Consider the following 17,191-nt stretch of genomic DNA (forward strand, 5'->3'; position numbering starts at 1 on the left):
TATAAGGTGAAATTAAATGAAAAAAATTGATATTAAAACCTTAAAAGTTATGCTTATTAGCGGCGCTAATAATCTTTATAATCATCATTTTGAAGTTGATAAATTAAATGTTTTCCCCGTACCTGATGGTGATACTGGAACAAATATGAATTTAACAATGATGAATGGTATAAAAGAATTAAATGGCAAAGAATATGATAGTTTAAAAACATTTGCTACTACTTTTTCTCGTGGTTTAATGATGGGTGCGCGTGGTAATTCTGGAGTTATTTTATCTCAAATTTTTCGTGGTTTTTTTCAAACTATAAAAACAAAAGATTTAAAAAATGATTTCATTAGTAATGAGGATTTATTAAAATCTTGAAAAAGTGCACAAGATTATGCATATCGTGCAGTTATGAAACCAGTAGAAGGTACTATTCTTACTATTATTAAAGATGGTGCTAGTTATATTAATGAATTAGAAATAACAGGCAAAGATTCGCTTTATATTTTTGAAAAATTACTAGAAGGAATGAATGAATCGTTAAAAAGAACACCTGATTTATTACCAATTTTAAAAAAAGTAGGAGTTGTTGATTCGGGTGGTGCTGGTTTAGTTTATATTGTTGAAGGTATGGTGTATGGTTTAAAGCATGCTAAAACTATTTCACCAAAGAAAAAATTAGAACAACAAGATACAGCAAAATTAGAAATGGTTTTAAATCAAGAAAACTTTGGTTATTGTTCAGAAGTTATTGTAAAACTAAATAAAGTTAGTAAGTTAGATTTTAATTTAAGCAAAACACGAACTGATTTAGAAACAATGGATGGTCAATCAATAGTTTTAGTAGATGATGAAGATTTAATTAAAGTTCATGTTCATACTTTAAAACCGGGTCAAATTTTAAATTATTTTCAGAAATTTGGTGAAATTTTAAAAGTAAAAATTGAAAATATGACCGAACAGGCAAAAGCACATACACAAACTACTAAACCAATTCGTAAATTAAATAATAAATTTGCTTTAATTGCTGCTGTTCCCGGTAGAGGAATTGAAACCTTTTTTAGAGATGAATTAAAGGTTAACAATATTATTATGTATTCAAAAAGAATTAATCCATCAACAGATGACTTTTTAAAGGCAATTGAAATTGTCGATGCAAAAAATGTTTTTATTTTACCAAATGATAGTAATTTATTTTTAGTAGCAGAACAAGCAAGAAAATTAGAAAAAAAATCAAAAGTTTTTGTATTACCTGCTAAAAATATTGCTCAAGGTATGCGTGCTGCTTTAAATTTTAATCCTGAATTAAGTGCAAAAGAAAATAATAAAAATATGTGAAGTGATATTAAATCTGCTGCTTTTGGTTATATAACAGTTGCTGATCGTGATGTTGAAATAGATGGTATTAAAATTGGAAAAAAACACTTTTTTTCTGCTGTTAGTTTTCGTAATAAAGATGGTAAAGAAAAAATTATTGCTTCAAATGAAAATTTATTTAATGTAATTAAAGTATTGTTTACTAAATTAATTTGAGATGGTGCAGAAATAATTACTATTTTTAAAGGTAAAGGTTATTCAAAAGATCAAATTAATTTTATGAAAAAAATTTTAGATGAAGATTATGATATTGAATATGAAATTGTTGATGGTGATCAAGAAGTTTATAACTTTCTTTTCGTGGTGGAATAATACTATGTTATAATATTGTAGACTCTATTCAAATAGTTAGAAAGGAGAAGATTATGACTAATTTATTATTATCCTCAGTTAATCCAAATGATCCAAAGACTTGATCAACCAGTTTAATTATTTTAGCAAGCTTAGTAGCTATTGTTGGTATAATTTTGTTTGTTGTTAGTATGATTTGATTTTTCACTTGAATTAAGTATTCTTGATTCCATCGTGAAAATAGCGCTAATTTAACTGGTGGCGAGTTATCTCAAAAATATTTAAAAACATACGGTATTAATGCAAAAAGAATAAAATTTAAGGGATTTGGTAATATTAATATTATTACTGTTGAACCTAGGTTTTTTTATTTAAGTCCATATTTATTTAATAATGGTAATTTTACTTTAAGATTATTACCATGAACTTATCACCGTCGTTCTGTTTATACTTTAGCAATGGCAATGGAAAGTACTTGGGCAGTAAGTAGTTCAAATAGTAGTCGTTTTAATACTTTTTGATGAGATTTTTCTCGTAAAATAACATTATTTTTTGTTTTAATTCCTTTTGCACTTGCTATTCTATTTGCTCTTTCACCTGCTAATTCTTGAATTACTTTATCGGCAGCTATCTCCAATATATTTTCAATTGTTTTATCAATTTTAGGTAGTATTTTATTAATTCTTTTTTCTTCAATGCAAATGATTTTTTATGCTAAATCAAGAAAAGAAATTTGTCAAAATCTTGTTGGTATTTTAAATGAAAAAGAAATACGTGCTATTAGTTGAATTTTCCAAATTAAGTTTATTTATTACTTGATTCGTATGATTTATGAAATATTACAACTTATTTTACGTATTGTGATGTATACACAGCAAAATGAGAAATAATAAAAATTTTTACCTAAATTATAGGTACAAATTTTAAATTTAAAATTATATTAAGTTTTATTGATAAAACATTATTTTCAAAAACTTTTATAAAATATTCTATTTTAGTAATTTTTAAAGTTTTTTTTAATTTTACATTTAATTACTAAACCAATATTTTTCATTTTCATTTATTATTGTATATTTAAAATTTTATTTTGATAGTTTTAAATTTTAAATATACAATAAAATACACTTATTAATTTAATATATATTCATTAGTAATTTTTTGTATATGTATTGCAAAAATATAAAAAAAGGTTTTAAATGTTAACTATTAGATAGAAAAAAGAATATTTTAAGTTAAGGAAAATACTGAATGCAAAGTAAGTCTGCTATTAATATATATTCAAAAATTAATAAATTAAAAATAGTTTTATTACTTGCTAAAATTTTTATCAGAAATGGTATTGGAGTATTTTATATTAAAAAGTTTGTTGTAACGAGTATTATCCAAGATAAAAAAATATGTTCTTACTTAATCAATCAAATTTTTAAAGAATGGAATTCTAAAAAAATAATATATTATTTCACTAGAAAAATATTTAAAACAACTTTCAGTTCAACAATTTATTAACAAAATAATTACTTGCTGTTAATAAATTTGAGTTAAAAATTAAATATAATAATACATATTAATGTTTATGAAATTACTAATTCTGAATTGTCATGTGGCCAGAGTGTTGCCCATATTGTATATCAATGTTAAATTAAATAAAGATATTAGGAACTGAAAGGAAGAAAACATATCATGGATATTAATTTAAAAGGCAGAAATTTTATTTCTTTATTAGATTTTACTTCAGAATAAATTTATTACTTATTAGAATTAGTTGCTACTTTAAAAATTGCAAAACAAAAAGGAATAGAAAAACAGCCGTTAAAAGGATATAGTGTTGCTTTATTATATCGAAAAGATTCATTACGAACAAGAAGCGCGTTTGAAGTTGCTGCTTGTGATTTAGGAATGCATTCAACATATTTTGATCCAACTAGTAGTAAATTAGGAATTAAAGAATCAATTGTTGATACCGCTAAATTTCTTGGTAGAATTTATAATGGTAATCAATTTCGTGGATATAAACAAAATGATGTTGAAGAATTAGCTGAAAATGCCGGTGTTCCAATATGAAATGGCTTAACTGATTTATATCATCCAACACAAATGCTAGCCGATATTATGACAATTCAAGAGTGTAAAAAAATAAAGATGTTAAAGGTATTAAATTTGTTTATTTTGGAGATGCTCGTTTTAATATGGTTAATAGTTATATGATTATTAGTGCAAAATTAGGAATGAATTTAGTAATCTGTGCTAATAAAAATTTATGACCATATCCTCAACTATTAAAACAATGTCAAGAAATTGCTCAAGAAACGGGTTTTTCTATTATTTTAACAGAATATTATAAAATAGCAAGTAAAGATGCTGACGTAGTTGCTACTGATGTTTGAACATCTGTATGTGAAGATAAAGTTTTATTAAAACAACGAATTAAATAATTAATGCCATATCAAGTTAATAATGAAAAAATGAAAATTGCAAAATCAGATGTTATATTTTTACATTATTTACCAAGTTTTCATGATGGTAATACACAAATTACTCAAGATATTGTTAAACAATATGGTGGAACAGGTAAATTAGAAGTTACTGATGAAGTATTTCGATCTTCTGCATCAAAGGTATTTCAACAATCAGAAAATTGTTTAAATACTATTAAAACTGTAATGTTAGCAACTTTGAAAGGATAATATATGAGATTATATTAAAAATGAAAAGAAGTTTTAATTATTTTATTATTTAATAAACTTATTTCCATTAATTATTTTTTATTTTTTTTATTTTAGAATATTAAATATATTAATTAATTGTTTATTAAAATATTAATTTTAGTTTTTATGTTAAGATATTAGTAATTAATTTTATTAACTCAAATTAAAAAATAGGAGTAAATTATGATAAGACAAGAAGGAATATCAGAAGATAGTAGACAACAATTAATATATAATTATCAAGGATTAAATATATAAAAAAAAGTGAGTATTATTAGTAGTGGGTTTTTGTTTAGTACAATACCAGGAATTTGTATAACATATTTATGTAATGAAAAAAATGTTAAAGCACTTGGTAGTAATGAAAATAAATTTTCATTACCAATTCAAATGCTAATGGGTGCTGTTACTAGTTCGTTATTAGTATTATTTACTATGGGACCATTTGTACACAAAAAATTATTTCCTGAATGATATGAAAAGAGAGCAGAAGCAGGGTATATAAATAAAAATATTAGTGATATTGAAAATTTAAGAAATGATTTTGTAAATATAAATAATAACTGAAATGAAAATAGTACAGTTATCTTAATAGAAATATTAACAAAATTGAACAATAAAAAAGAAGAATTACAAAATAAAGAAAAACCATTAATGTTTCAATGAGAATTGGAAAGAATGGTAGATAACTTAATTATTGATGTTAATAATCAATTAATTAGATTTGATCCTATTTCAATTAGAGCAATTAATGATATGTTGGATAATTGAGATAATAATTCAGAATTAAATGATAGTAGTCAATCTTTAATTTTTTATTAAAAATGTTATTCTTTTTTTAATTTAAAAGAATAACATTAGTTAATTTATTTAAAAGTTTTTATATGTTATATACTACTTTTTGTGCTAGTTTATTTTTTACTATTTGTGATTTTTCAGAATTAAGAAACTCATATTTTTTTTCATCTTTTATTTTTTCTATTTTTTCAGGACTTTGTTCTTTAGTGTTTGTACTAGTATCAACAATAAAAGAACTTAAATTTTGTTGTGATTGGGTTGGTGTGCTATCATAGTAAATATCAGAAAGTAGTGTTAACGTGTCTGCTTGTTGATCTTCAAATTCCAAAAGACTTGTATTATCACTTTTTTGATTATTTGTTATGAAAAGACTTGTATATATATTTTCAATTTGTTCAGTCAATTTAATTTTTATTAAAACATTATTGTTATTTTTTAATGATACTGTGCTTATTAAGTCTGTTCCTTTTAATAGTGATTGTTCTTGATTAAGTTGCAAACCATTTAATAATGGTATTGATTTTCCATATTTTTCTTTAGTTTTTGTTATTCGTTGCTCATAGATTTTCTTATATTTTTTCAAAAATATTATTGCTTCATTTTTTGTTTTAAAATAATATTTATTAGAATTATTTTCAAGATTATGTTTTGAGAGATAGTAAGAAGTTAAGTTTATATCTTGTGCATATATTGTAATTTCAATAAAATTAATTTTAAAATTTTCAATTTTTTCTATAAGTAAATTTATTCTATCAATAAAAACTAAATTTTCTTTTATTTTATTTATTTTTTTTAGTTTTTCTTTGTTTAATTTCCATAAATAATTTTTTTAACATTATCTTATTTTTCCCTTTCAATTTTTTTTGTAAATTATCCCCACATGTACTAGTGTGGAGGAAAAAATGAATTGAAATGAATTCAATAGCATATTTCAAAATGAAAACGATTGTTTGAAATATATAGCGAAGTTGAAAGTAATGAAATGTATCAGGTGTGCTTCTTCTAGTTTGAATGTTTCTGATTTGAGAAGAATAAGATGTTTGAAATGTCATCAAACATTTAGTATTCTTCATGACACCATTTTTCACAAGTCACAAACACCTTTGACATCTTGGTTTTATCTAATCTTTAGATGAATAAACACAAAGCATGGTATACCATCAACAGATGTTGCAAGGGAATTGGGTGTGACATATAAAACAGTTTGAAGAATGGGTCATGAAATCAGAACTAGAATTTGGAATCAAGATGCAGGGTTCATTAATGATGGCACAGCACAGATAGATGAAATGTATCTTTCACATGTAGTTTTTAAAAAACAAGGAAGATCCTTGTTGAATAAAACCTTGATTGTTGGAGTTTATGAGAAAACCAGCAACAAACTAATTGTGAAAGTATTGAAAAAAGCAGATGAGAAAAACCTTTTATGATTTGCATTGAAACACATTTCTACTGGGTGTTGTCTATTTACGGATTCTTGGAAGAGATATGGAAGTTTTAAAAACTTCTATCACAAACATGAAATCGTAAATCATGAAGTTGGGTATGTGTCATCAACAGGTGTAAACACAAACCAGATTGAATCTGCATGAAAACACATCCGACGAACTTTCCGAACACACATAAAAGTTTTAAAACATAATATTCATTTATATGCAAAAGAAGCTGCATATAAATTCAATAAGATACCTAGTTTTGAAACTATAATTTTGTGTTTGATTTAGATACATGTGGGGATAATTTCCTAGATAGGGTTTTATCTCCATTTATGTGATAAAATTTAAAAATAGTACATAAAGGAATAAAAGCCTATCTTTTTTTATGACGATGTTTATGATTAAAAATTTCGGCTTGTTTTAAATTAATTGGTAGTTGTTGTAAATTGGTTAATGATTCTTGTAAGGTTGTTAGGTTACTTAATTATTTTATTGGCATAGATTGTACTTTTTGTTTTTCATTATGAAATAATGGAATAATTAATATTCATAATTTAAATCAATAACTTGGATTAAAATATTTCATTTTAACACCCCTTTCAAAATAATAATTAATAAAAATATATCTAAAATTATGTATTTATTTTAACATTTTTTTATTTTTCTTAAGATATTTACTTTTATAATAATAAACATGGTATATAATTTAAAGCAAGATTACTATACTTTTATAAATGAGATTTAAATATATATTATAGTTTTATCGCTATAACTAGGTATTAACCACTAAGTTTATTTTTAATTTGTATTTTAGATAATAGAAATTTATTTAATCATCAATTATTAAAAAATTTTCTTTTATCCCTTTATGTACTATTTTGGATGGTTTACACTTTATTGGAAACTAATTACGTAGACAAGTGAACAAATTAGTTAAAAGAAAGGAATTATAATTATGGCCAATATTAACTCATATTCAGATGAATTTAAAAAACAAATAGTAGCTTTATATCAAAGTGGTAAGTCAGTGTCTTGTCTTGCTAAAGAGTACAATGTTACAAGAGCAGCTACTTATAATTGAATTAAGCAATTTACTAATTCAGGCAGTTTTAAAACCAAAGATAACCGTTCTGTTGAAGAAAATGAATTAATTAAATTAAGAAAAGCATGTAAAAAAATTAAGAATAAAAAATGATATTTTAAAGCAAGCAGCACTAATAATAGGCAGAAAATAGAAATTATTATCAAAAATAAAGTTAAATATAAAATTCGTACAATGTGTCGTTTTTTAAAAATATCTAAATCAACATATTATTTTAATTTCAAGAAAAAAGAAGATAAAATTCAAAATAATATGTATTATGAAGCTGTTTGGATGGGTTTGGATGGGTTACACTTTATTGGACACTAATTACGTAGACAAGTGAACAAATTAGTTAAAAGAAAGTAATTATAATTATGGCCAATATTAACTAATATTCAGATGAATTTAAAAAATAAATAGTAGCTTTATATCAAAGCGGTAAGTCAGTGTCTTGTCTTGCTAAAGAGTACAATGTTACAAGAGCAGCTACTTATAATTGAATTAAGCAATTTACTAATTCAGGCAGTTTTAAAACCAAAGATAACCGTTCTGTTGAAGAAAATGAATTAATTAAATTAAGAAAAGAATTAAAACAATTAAGAATGGAAAATGATATTTTAAAGCAAGCAGCACTAATAATAGGCAGAAAATAGAAATTATTACTAAAAATAAAGTTAAATATAAAATTCGTACAATTTGTCGTTTTTTAAAAATCTCTAAATCAACATATTATTTTAATTTCAAGAAAAAAGAAGATAAAATTCAAAATAATATGTATGATGAAGCTGTTTGGATGGGTTACACTTTATTGAACACTAATTACGTAGACAAGTGAACAAATTAGTTAAAAAAAAGGAATTATAATTATGGCCAATATTAATTCATATTCAAATGAATTAAAAAACCAAATAGTAATTTTATATCAAAGTGATAAGTCAGTGTCTTGTCTTGCTAAAGAGTACAATGTTACAAGAGCAGCTACTTATAATTGAATTAAGCAATTTACTAATTCAGGCAGTTTTAAAACCAAATATAACCGTTCTGTTGAAGAAAATTAATTAATTAAATTAAGAAAAGAATTAAAAAAATTAAGAATGGAAAATGATATTTTAAAGCAAGCAGCACTAATAATAGGCAGAAAATAGAAATTATTACTAAAAATAAAGTTAAATATAAAATTCGTACAATTTGTAGTTTTTTAAAAATCTCTAAATCAACATATTATTTTAATTTCAAGAAAAAAGAAGATAAAATTCAAAATAATATGTATGATGAAGCTATTTGGATGGGTTACACTTTATTGGACACTAATTACGTAAACAAGTGAACAAATTAGTTAAAAGAAAGTAATTATAATTATGGCCAATATTAACTCATATTCAGATGAATTTAAAAAACAAATAGTAACTTTATATCAAAGTGGTAAGTCAGTGTCTTGTCTTGCTAAAGAGTACAATGTTACAATAGCAGCTACTTATAATTGAATTAAGCAATTTACTAATTCAGGCAGTTTTAAAACCAAAGATAACCGTTCTGTTGAAGAAAATTAATTAATTAAATTAAGAAAAGAATTAAAAAAATTAAGAATGGAAAATGATATTTTAAAGCAAGCAGCACTAATAATAAGCAGAAAATAGAAATTATTACTAAAAATAAAGTTAAATATAAAATTCGTACAATTTTTCGTTTTTTAAAAATCTCTAAATCAACATATTATTTTAATTTCAAGAAAAAAGAAGATAAAATTCAAAATAATATGTATGATGAAGCTGTTATTAGTGCTTTTAAAGAAAATAAAGAATCTTATGAAACAAGAAGATTAAAAGTTGTTCTAAAAGAAAAGAAAATTAATTTATCAAGACGAAAAATTAAAAAAATTATGAATAAACATAATTTAATATCAAAATACACTAAATTATCATAATAAAGTCAATGATAGTCAAATTACTAATCTTGTTAATAGAGAATTTAATAATAGGCTTAAAAATGAAGTTATTGTTAGTGATTTAACTTATTTTCAAGTTAATAATAAATGAAACTATATTTTCTTATTAATCGACCTGTACAATCGCGAAATTATTGGACATAGTGTAGGTACTAAAAAATATGCATCATTAGTATATCAAGCATTTATGTGCACAAATCGTTGTTTAAAAAATATTCAAATATTTCATAGCGATCGCGGTAATGAATTTAATAATAAAACTATTGATAAACTTTTATTAGCCTTCAATATTACCCACTCTTTAAGCAAAAAAGGTTTTCCTTATGATAACGCTGTTGCTGAAGCAACTTTCAAAACAGATTTTATTAATGATAAAAATTTTACATCATTAATCCAATTAAAATTATTTGATTATATCAATTGATACAACAACATAAGAATCCACAGCACTCTAAACTACTTAACCCCCATAAAACACCAAGCACAAATGTCTACCAAAAAACAGTCCTAAAAAAGGTTGCCATTCCAATTATGGAATATAATATAATAAAGCACAAATAATAGTAATAATAACACCATTTATAAAAAATAAATTAATAATTGGTAGAGCTAAATTACTTCATTTTTGAGAATTATTTTTTCACTTAATAACAAGTACACTACTTAAAGTTTGATATTTATTGCAAGTAGTGGTTTCATTAAAATCACGACTTTTTAATTTTAAAAAAAATATGGCTTTTATCCCTTTATGTACTATTTTTAAATTTTATCACATAAACGGAGATAAAAGCCTATCTAGGAAATTATCCCCACATGTATCTAAATCAAACACAAAATTATATTTTCAAAACTAGGTATCTTATTTAATTTATATTCAGTTTCTTTTGCATATAAATGAATATTGTGTTTTGAAACTTTTATGTGTGTTCGGAAAGTTCGTCGGATTTGTTTTCATGCAGATTCAATCTGGTTTGTGTTTACACCTGTTGATGACACATACCCAACTTCATGATTTACGATTTCATGTTTGTGATAGAAGTTTTTGAAACTTCCATATCCCTTCCAAGAATCCGTAAACAGACAACACCCAGTAGAAATGTTTTTCAATGCAAATCATAAAAGATTTTTCTCATCTGCTTTTTTCAATACTTTCACAATTATTTTGTTGCTGGTTTTATCATAAACTCCAACAATCAAGGTTTTATTCAACAAGGAAGATCCTTGTTGAATAAAACCTACATGTGAAAGATAAATTTCATCCATCTGTGTGCTGTGCCATCATCAATGAACCCTGCATCTTGATTCCAAATTCTAGTTCTGATTTCATGACCCATTCTTCAAGCTGTTTTATATGTCACACCCAATTCCCTTGCAACATCTGTTGATGGTATACCATGCTTTGTGTTTATTCATCTAAAGATGAGATAAAACCAAGATGTCAAAGGTGTTTGTGACTTGTGAAAAATGGTGTCATGAAGAATACTAAATGTTTGATGACATTTCAAACATCTTATTCTTTTTAAATCAGAAACATTCAAACTAGAAGAAAAACACCTGATACATTTCATTACTTTCAACTTCGCTATATATTTCAAACAATCGTTTTCATTTTGAAATATGCTATTGAATTCATTTCAATTCATTTTTTCCTCCATAAGTACATGTGGAGATAATTTCCAAAAATATTTTAAAATTATAGTTAAGATATTTAAAAGTAAATTTACTTTTAAATATTTGACAATTAATATTTTCATTGGATAATGCTTGTTGATAGCTAGGTTTTAATTTAGTATCATTTTTTTTACTTTTTAAAATAATAATTAATCAAAAAATAAATTGGAATAATTGAAATATTAAAACCATCGCAATTAAAAATAAACTAATAAGAATAAAAACACTTGTTGTTTGATCTTGAGTAATCATATATTTTCGCTATTTATTTTCTATAGCATTAATACCAGGTAAATCCTTACCTTCTAGATATTCTAACGAAGCACCTCCACCAGTTGAAATATGGCTAAATTTATTTTCATATCCAAATTTAACTGCTGCTGCTGCACTATCACCACCGCCAATTAGTGTAAATGCACCTTTTAATTGTGAAATAGTTTTACAAATATTTTTTGTTCCATTAACAAAGTTACTCATTTCAAAAACTCCTAATGGTCCATTTCAAAAAACAGTTTTAGCATTAATTAAAGTATTTTCAAATAATTTAATTGTTTTTGGACCAATATCCATTCCTTCATATCCATCATCAATATTTTCATTAGTAGTAATTTTACCTTTGATATCCTTAAATTCCGGAGCAATTACAAAGTCAATAGGTAGTATTAATTTTTCTTTTCCTAATTCAATAATTTCTTTAGCAATATCAATTTTATCTTTTTCTAATAATGAATCACCAATTTTATAATTCAATGCTTTCATAAAAGTATAAGCCATACCACCACCAACAAGAACTTTATCAGCTTTTGTTAATAATTGTTTGATAACATCAATTTTATCTGATACTTTAGCACCACCAAGTACTGCTATAAAAGGATGCTCTGGATTAACGGTGATTTTATTAAGCATTGTTAATTCTTTTTCAATTAATAAACCAACACAACTATTTTTGATATTAGTAGCAATACCAACATTAGATGCATGAGCACGGTGTGCAGTACCAAAAGCATCATTAAGAAATACATCACCTAAATGTGCTCAATATTTACCTAATTCGGGATTATTAGTAGATTCTTTATTACCATTTAAATCTTCAAAACGAGTATTTTCTATTAAAAGTAATTCTTTGTTTTTAAGATTATTAATAGCTGTTTCAAGATTTGTACCACGAGTTTCATTAATGAATATTACATTTTCTTTTAAGATTTCACTTAGTCTTTTTGCAACAGGCGCTAAAGTATTTTTCGCTTTATCAGCTTCAGATTTAATTCTTCCAAGATGTGATAACATGATTATTTTTGCATCTTGATTTTGTAAATACTTAATAGTTTCGATGCTTGCTTTTATTCTTGTATCATCGGTAATTTTATTATTTTCTAATGGTACATTGAAGTCAAAACGAACAATAACTTTTTTATTTTTAAAATCAAGCTCCTTTAATTTTTTTTTATTCATATAATTTTCATCTCCTTTTTTCATATTATAATTTTAATATATTTTTAAAACGATTAATAAAAATGCATCTTGTAATTGGTAAGATGCATTTTTGTAGTTTAATATTTTAATTAAACTATTTAAAAATTATTTTAGCTTTGCTAAATGTATTACTGTTCTTACTAATTGCGATACATATGACATTTCATTATCATATCAAGCAAAAACTTTAACAATTTGTTTACCTTCAACTTCAATAACTTTTGTTAATGTTGCATCAAAACTTGAACCAAAACTTGAACCAATAATATCAGTTGAAACAATTGGATCTTCATTATAAGCAAATGATTCGCTACTATGTTTTTTCATTGCTGCATTAACTTGTTCAACAGTAACATTTTTCTTTAATTCAATTGTTAAATCAACAATTGAACCAGTAATGATTGGAACACGCATTGCTGAACCATCTAGTTTTCCTTTAACAGAAGGGATAACTAAACCAATAGCTGCAGCAGCACCTGTAGCTGCAGGAACAATATTAGACATAGCACTACGTCCTCTTCTGAAATCTGAATGTTCTAAGTCTAGTAAACGTTGGTCATTAGTTGCAGCATGAACTGTTGTCATTCATCCTTTAATAATTCCAAATTCTGATTCTAGAGCATGAACAACAGGAGCAAGACAATTAGTAGTACATGAAGCACCAGAAATAATATTATCAGTACTTTTTAGAATATCATGGTTAACATTATAAACAATAGTTTTTAAGTCTCCCTTAGCTGGTGCTGAAATCACAACTTTTTTAGCTCCAGCATCAATATGTGCTTGTGCTAATTCTTTTGTTGTAAAACGTCCAGTTGCTTCAATTACGATATCAACAGCATTGGCTTTTCATGGTAATGCTTTTGGGTCTTTTTCTTGAAAAACTTTAATTATTTTACCATCAACATTAATAGTATTTTTTGATTTGTCTGCTTTTATTTTTCCATGTTTTCAAGTTCTATGTGCTGAATCATATTGTAATAGATATGCTAGGGCTTCTACATTTCCTAAATCATTGATAGCAACAATATCAATTTCTTTTTTGTCAAATAATTGACGGAAGGCAAGGCGGCCAATGCGCCCAAATCCATTAATTGCAATTTTAATTGCCATTATTAAGTCACTCCTTTTGTGTGTTTGTTTTTTTATATTGATTAATGACTAGGTATATTATAAACAAATATTGTTAATATTTGTCATAAAATATGGATTTATTTATAAAAAATTTATTTTATTAGTAAATTATTTCCTTTATTTTAATTATAGTTTTCATTATTTTATTTTTTTATGAAAAAAACTATATTTTATATTGGTATATATTCTATTTCATTATTAATATTGTCAATATTATTATTTTCAATTGTAGTTTGTGATTTTTCAACAGTTAATTCAATTGGTATAGTTAAAGTTTGAATACGTTCTAATAAGCGTTTAACTTTAATTTCTTCTGATTTACTATTTTTTAAATAATAATGTTGATATAGTTCACTAATGCTATAGTTAGAATTAATAAATGTAGTTTTTAATGGTAAAATTCGTGCATTAAGAATACTAAATAATAATTCATCACGCTCTCAAGCGCTAACGGTTTCACCGCCTAAATCATCAATAAATAATAAGTCACATGATTTTAATTGTTCAATTTGCTGATTAGTATCAGTATCATTTTTAAAACTTTTTTTAATGTCCATAACAAATTCAGGTCATACAATAAAACAAACAGTTTGATTTTTTTGAATTAATTTATTTGCAAATAAGATAAAAATAAAAGTTTTGCCACTACCTGTGTCACCATATAAGTATAAACCTTGATAACTTTTGTGTTTTAAAGATTGATGTAAATACTGGATGATTTCTTTTCTTGCATTAGTTGAGGCATTAAAATTTTTACTTCATGAAAGTGATAAAAGTTTATCATCATAGTATTTAATTAAAAAATTATTATGTACTTGTTGTTGGACAGATCTATTAATAGAATGAAGACAATCCGTTAGTACTAAACTTATTTTTTGATTAGGTAACATTACTAGTTTATAACGATATCCTTTAACATTTTGTAGACATTTGCTAAGATTTTCTCGTTTTTTACATAAATTGTAGCTATCAATATAAGTTTTTAATAATTCAACATATGGTTCTAGTTTGCTGTTAGTTAAGTTGTTTTTTTTAATAAAGTCATGAAGTTCAGCATTGTTAATGTTTTTTTTTAAGATAGTTGTCGCTTTAAGTTTCATGATAATCATTTCCTTACTTAATAATAGTGTCTTTTAATAATTAAATTAATGGGCATCAAATTCCTTTAAAATATTCTTTATTTCTTCTTGAGTTAATGTTATATCTTTTTTATTAATATTATCAACCTTATATTTTTTAATTAATTTTTTATTGAAATTATTTGTTGTTGATTGTTCTGTAGTAGATCATAATGATTCTTGTTGAAATTGTTGCTGTGGATTTTTTTTGCTACGAGCATAAGCAAGTTTTAAATGAGATAAAGCATCATCAATACTATTAATTTGATTTTTTTGAAAGGTTTCAGCAATTTTAATAATATAGTTTGGTTCTAAACGTTTATTATTTTTAAATCAAACATATTCAATTAAGCAGTTAATTACAGCATTATTTAATTGAAAGTTATTAGTTAATATTTCTAATGTTGTTTTTAATTTATCAGTTGGTATTTTACCAGTTAAATTTTTTAAATATTCTTCAGGTAATTTTTGTTGCATTAAATTTAATTTGGTATTAATAACATCAGAATTATCTTTAGATATAATTGTATTACCATTAGAATTTAAATTAACTTTCATAGTGTTAATTTTATTTTTATTTTGAAATGAATAAATTGGTCTAGAGATTGATGTTTGTTCTTGTTTAGCATAAATATTATTAAGTGCTGTTTTTAATTTTAAAGATTGAGGGATAGTATTTTCCTGTTGAGTAATATTAACATAATTTTCTGTAATTTCAATATCATTTTTAAAAAAATAAAATTTTTGTCTTTCGTAATTTAAAGTTCCTAATTGTTTAAGTAGTTCTGAGTTTAAATGGGTATTAGCAAAAAAATCATCAGCAGATAAGGGAGAACACAATTGATAAATGTAAGTAGATTTTAAAGAATAGTAGTAAGTATTAATAAGGTTAACAGATTCAAGTTGTTGGAAAGCAACAAGTAATTGAGTGTAAGTTATTTTTAATAAAGATTTAATTCGTCCGTGATTGAAATCAAGATTAATACGTCTTGTTAATAACTTTTCTTGAACTAAAGTTAAATATAAATTTATTGCTTCAATACCAATTATTGGTTGATATAACATAAATAAAATTTGGTAATCTTCGTTACTAATATATTCTGATTGGTTCAACTTAAAAATATCAATATCATTTATTGTTCTGTTCATATTCATTCCCTAACTTTCTTTTTACTATCGATTTCTTTCATGCTATGATAATTATATGCACATAAAGAATATAAATAAAGTGAAATGATTAAAACACATACTTATCCACATTTATTCCACTTTTTTTATTAAAAATATTCTTTATTAATATATACTTTTGAGTTTTCCACAGTTAATATTTAATTTGACAGTGATTACAAAAGTAAGTTCCGCGAAGGTTTATTTTTATTTTTTTGATAATAGTATGGCATTTAAAACAAGGCATTTTTGCTCTAGTATGAACTTGTAATTCTTGTTGATAGTAACCTGTTACACCAAGGCTTGAAGTATAACTACTAATTGTTGATCCACCAAGTTTTATTGATTTATTAAGCACAAATCTTGCTTTATTAATGATTTCTTGTAATTGTTTAAGTGTTAAGTTTTTAGTAATACTTTGCGGATGGATAATAGCATAAAATAATACTTCATCTGCATAAATATTTCCTAAACCACTCATAATATTTTGTTCTAATAATGTTGCTTTAATACTTTGACTTTTATTTTTTCATTTATTTTTTAAATATTCAGCAGTAACATTTTTATTAAAAGGTTCTAGACCAACATTAATATAAGGTTTTATTTTTTGATATTCATTTTTAGTTTGTAAATGAAAAGTTCCAAACTGTCTTGTGTCATGATATCTTAATTCGTATTTATTGTCTAATTCTAATATTAATAAGACATGTTTTCAATTTATTGATTGATTATTTTGTTGAAAATAATATTTTCCTTCCATTCGTAAATGACTTAATAATACATAATCATCTAATATAAATATTAATAATTTACCAACTCTTTGAACATCATTTATTGTTTGTCCAATAATTTGTTTTGTGAATTGTTCAATACTTGGTGTTTTGATAATTTTATTTAAAAGAATTCTAACACCAATAATTTTATGATTAGTTAAAAGTGGTTGTAAAGTTTTGCGAACAGTTTCAACTTCGGGTAATTCTGGCATTTTTATTTTCCTTCCAATAAA

Annotated in this window: 20 protein-coding genes and 1 pseudogene; 12 read left to right on the forward strand and 9 right to left on the reverse strand. The window is 24.3% G+C overall.

Annotated features, from left to right (window positions below; genetic code table 4):
• The first annotated feature begins 16 nt into the window (after positions 1–16).
• The 4 genes and pseudogenes from AC6I4F_RS01885 to AC6I4F_RS01900 all read left to right on the forward strand — a co-directional run bounded on the left by AC6I4F_RS01885 (position 17) and on the right by AC6I4F_RS01900 (position 5,181).
• Positions 17–1,675 carry a DAK2 domain-containing protein gene (locus AC6I4F_RS01885; protein WP_497874134.1) on the forward strand — a complete coding sequence of 553 codons (1,659 nt, stop codon included), beginning with the start codon at positions 17–19 and terminating at the stop codon, positions 1,673–1,675.
• Positions 1,676–1,728: 53 nt separating this feature from the next.
• On the forward strand, positions 1,729–2,544 hold the full coding sequence (locus AC6I4F_RS01890; RefSeq protein WP_497874135.1) for a hypothetical protein: 816 nt from the start codon (positions 1,729–1,731) through the stop codon (positions 2,542–2,544).
• A gap of 850 nt (positions 2,545–3,394) precedes the next feature.
• Positions 3,395–4,338 (forward strand): annotated as a pseudogene (gene argF / locus AC6I4F_RS01895) (ornithine carbamoyltransferase).
• 309 nt (positions 4,339–4,647) lie between these two features.
• Positions 4,648–5,181: a hypothetical protein gene (locus AC6I4F_RS01900; RefSeq protein WP_497874136.1), complete on the forward strand. Its 534-nt coding sequence runs from the start codon at positions 4,648–4,650 to the stop codon at positions 5,179–5,181.
• 58 nt (positions 5,182–5,239) lie between these two features.
• Here AC6I4F_RS01900 and AC6I4F_RS01905 read toward each other — a convergent pair whose 3' ends face one another.
• Positions 5,240–5,740, reverse strand: a complete 501-nt coding sequence (locus AC6I4F_RS01905) for a hypothetical protein (RefSeq protein WP_497874137.1) — start codon at positions 5,738–5,740, stop codon at positions 5,240–5,242.
• A 319-nt stretch (positions 5,741–6,059) separates the two neighbouring features.
• Between AC6I4F_RS01905 and AC6I4F_RS01910 the strand changes: the two genes are divergently transcribed.
• From AC6I4F_RS01910 to AC6I4F_RS01945, 8 genes are all read left to right on the forward strand, one after another.
• Positions 6,060–6,881 carry an IS1595 family transposase gene (locus AC6I4F_RS01910; protein ID WP_497874138.1) on the forward strand — a complete coding sequence of 274 codons (822 nt, stop codon included), beginning with the start codon at positions 6,060–6,062 and terminating at the stop codon, positions 6,879–6,881.
• A gap of 667 nt (positions 6,882–7,548) precedes the next feature.
• A complete protein-coding gene (locus AC6I4F_RS01915) occupies positions 7,549–8,004 on the forward strand; it encodes a transposase (protein WP_497874139.1) in 456 nt (151 codons plus the stop codon).
• Positions 8,005–8,123: 119 nt separating this feature from the next.
• Positions 8,124–8,330, forward strand: coding sequence for a hypothetical protein (locus tag AC6I4F_RS01920; RefSeq protein WP_425377244.1), 207 nt, complete (start codon positions 8,124–8,126; stop codon positions 8,328–8,330).
• 213 nt (positions 8,331–8,543) lie between these two features.
• On the forward strand, positions 8,544–8,735 hold the full coding sequence (locus tag AC6I4F_RS01925; RefSeq protein ID WP_497874140.1) for a transposase: 192 nt from the start codon (positions 8,544–8,546) through the stop codon (positions 8,733–8,735).
• Between the two features lie 300 nt (positions 8,736–9,035).
• Positions 9,036–9,227, forward strand: a complete 192-nt coding sequence (locus tag AC6I4F_RS01930; protein WP_497874141.1) for a transposase — start codon at positions 9,036–9,038, stop codon at positions 9,225–9,227.
• A 206-nt stretch (positions 9,228–9,433) separates the two neighbouring features.
• Complete coding sequence (locus AC6I4F_RS01935; protein WP_497874142.1) at positions 9,434–9,601, forward strand: IS3 family transposase; 168 nt, start codon at positions 9,434–9,436, stop codon at positions 9,599–9,601.
• A 70-nt stretch (positions 9,602–9,671) separates the two neighbouring features.
• Positions 9,672–10,133, forward strand: coding sequence for a DDE-type integrase/transposase/recombinase (locus tag AC6I4F_RS01940; RefSeq protein WP_497874641.1), 462 nt, complete (start codon positions 9,672–9,674; stop codon positions 10,131–10,133).
• Between the two features lie 220 nt (positions 10,134–10,353).
• On the forward strand, positions 10,354–10,476 hold the full coding sequence (locus tag AC6I4F_RS01945; RefSeq protein ID WP_497874143.1) for a hypothetical protein: 123 nt from the start codon (positions 10,354–10,356) through the stop codon (positions 10,474–10,476).
• Here AC6I4F_RS01945 and AC6I4F_RS01950 read toward each other — a convergent pair.
• The 8 genes from AC6I4F_RS01950 to mutM form a co-directional block, all read right to left on the reverse strand.
• Positions 10,442–10,885: a transposase gene (locus AC6I4F_RS01950; protein WP_497874144.1), complete on the reverse strand. Its 444-nt coding sequence runs from the start codon at positions 10,883–10,885 to the stop codon at positions 10,442–10,444. The genes AC6I4F_RS01945 and AC6I4F_RS01950 overlap by 35 nt on opposite strands.
• The gene (locus tag AC6I4F_RS01955) at positions 10,858–11,265 is read right to left on the reverse strand and encodes a transposase (protein WP_497874145.1); all 408 of its coding nucleotides are present in this window, start codon (positions 11,263–11,265) and stop codon (positions 10,858–10,860) included. The genes AC6I4F_RS01950 and AC6I4F_RS01955 overlap by 28 nt, the downstream gene beginning before the upstream one ends.
• A complete protein-coding gene (locus tag AC6I4F_RS01960) occupies positions 11,243–11,545 on the reverse strand; it encodes a hypothetical protein (RefSeq protein WP_497874146.1) in 303 nt (100 codons plus the stop codon). Before AC6I4F_RS01960 ends, AC6I4F_RS01955 begins: the two co-directional genes overlap by 23 nt.
• A 9-nt stretch (positions 11,546–11,554) precedes the next feature.
• Entirely contained in the window at positions 11,555–12,745 is a 1,191-nt protein-coding gene (locus tag AC6I4F_RS01965; RefSeq protein WP_497874147.1) for a phosphoglycerate kinase, read from the reverse strand.
• 126 nt (positions 12,746–12,871) lie between these two features.
• Positions 12,872–13,879, reverse strand: a complete 1,008-nt coding sequence (gap, locus tag AC6I4F_RS01970; RefSeq protein ID WP_497874148.1) for a type I glyceraldehyde-3-phosphate dehydrogenase — start codon at positions 13,877–13,879, stop codon at positions 12,872–12,874.
• A gap of 191 nt (positions 13,880–14,070) precedes the next feature.
• Positions 14,071–15,000 carry an ATP-binding protein gene (locus AC6I4F_RS01975; protein ID WP_497874149.1) on the reverse strand — a complete coding sequence of 310 codons (930 nt, stop codon included), beginning with the start codon at positions 14,998–15,000 and terminating at the stop codon, positions 14,071–14,073.
• Positions 15,001–15,045: 45 nt separating this feature from the next.
• Positions 15,046–16,167 (reverse strand): DnaD domain protein, encoded by a 1,122-nt coding sequence (locus AC6I4F_RS01980; protein ID WP_497874150.1) that lies wholly within the window; start codon positions 16,165–16,167, stop codon positions 15,046–15,048.
• 172 nt (positions 16,168–16,339) lie between these two features.
• Positions 16,340–17,170, reverse strand: a complete 831-nt coding sequence (mutM, locus tag AC6I4F_RS01985; RefSeq protein ID WP_497874151.1) for a DNA-formamidopyrimidine glycosylase — start codon at positions 17,168–17,170, stop codon at positions 16,340–16,342.
• Positions 17,171–17,191 lie beyond the last annotated feature (21 nt).

This window comes from Spiroplasma ixodetis (assembly GCF_059729505.1).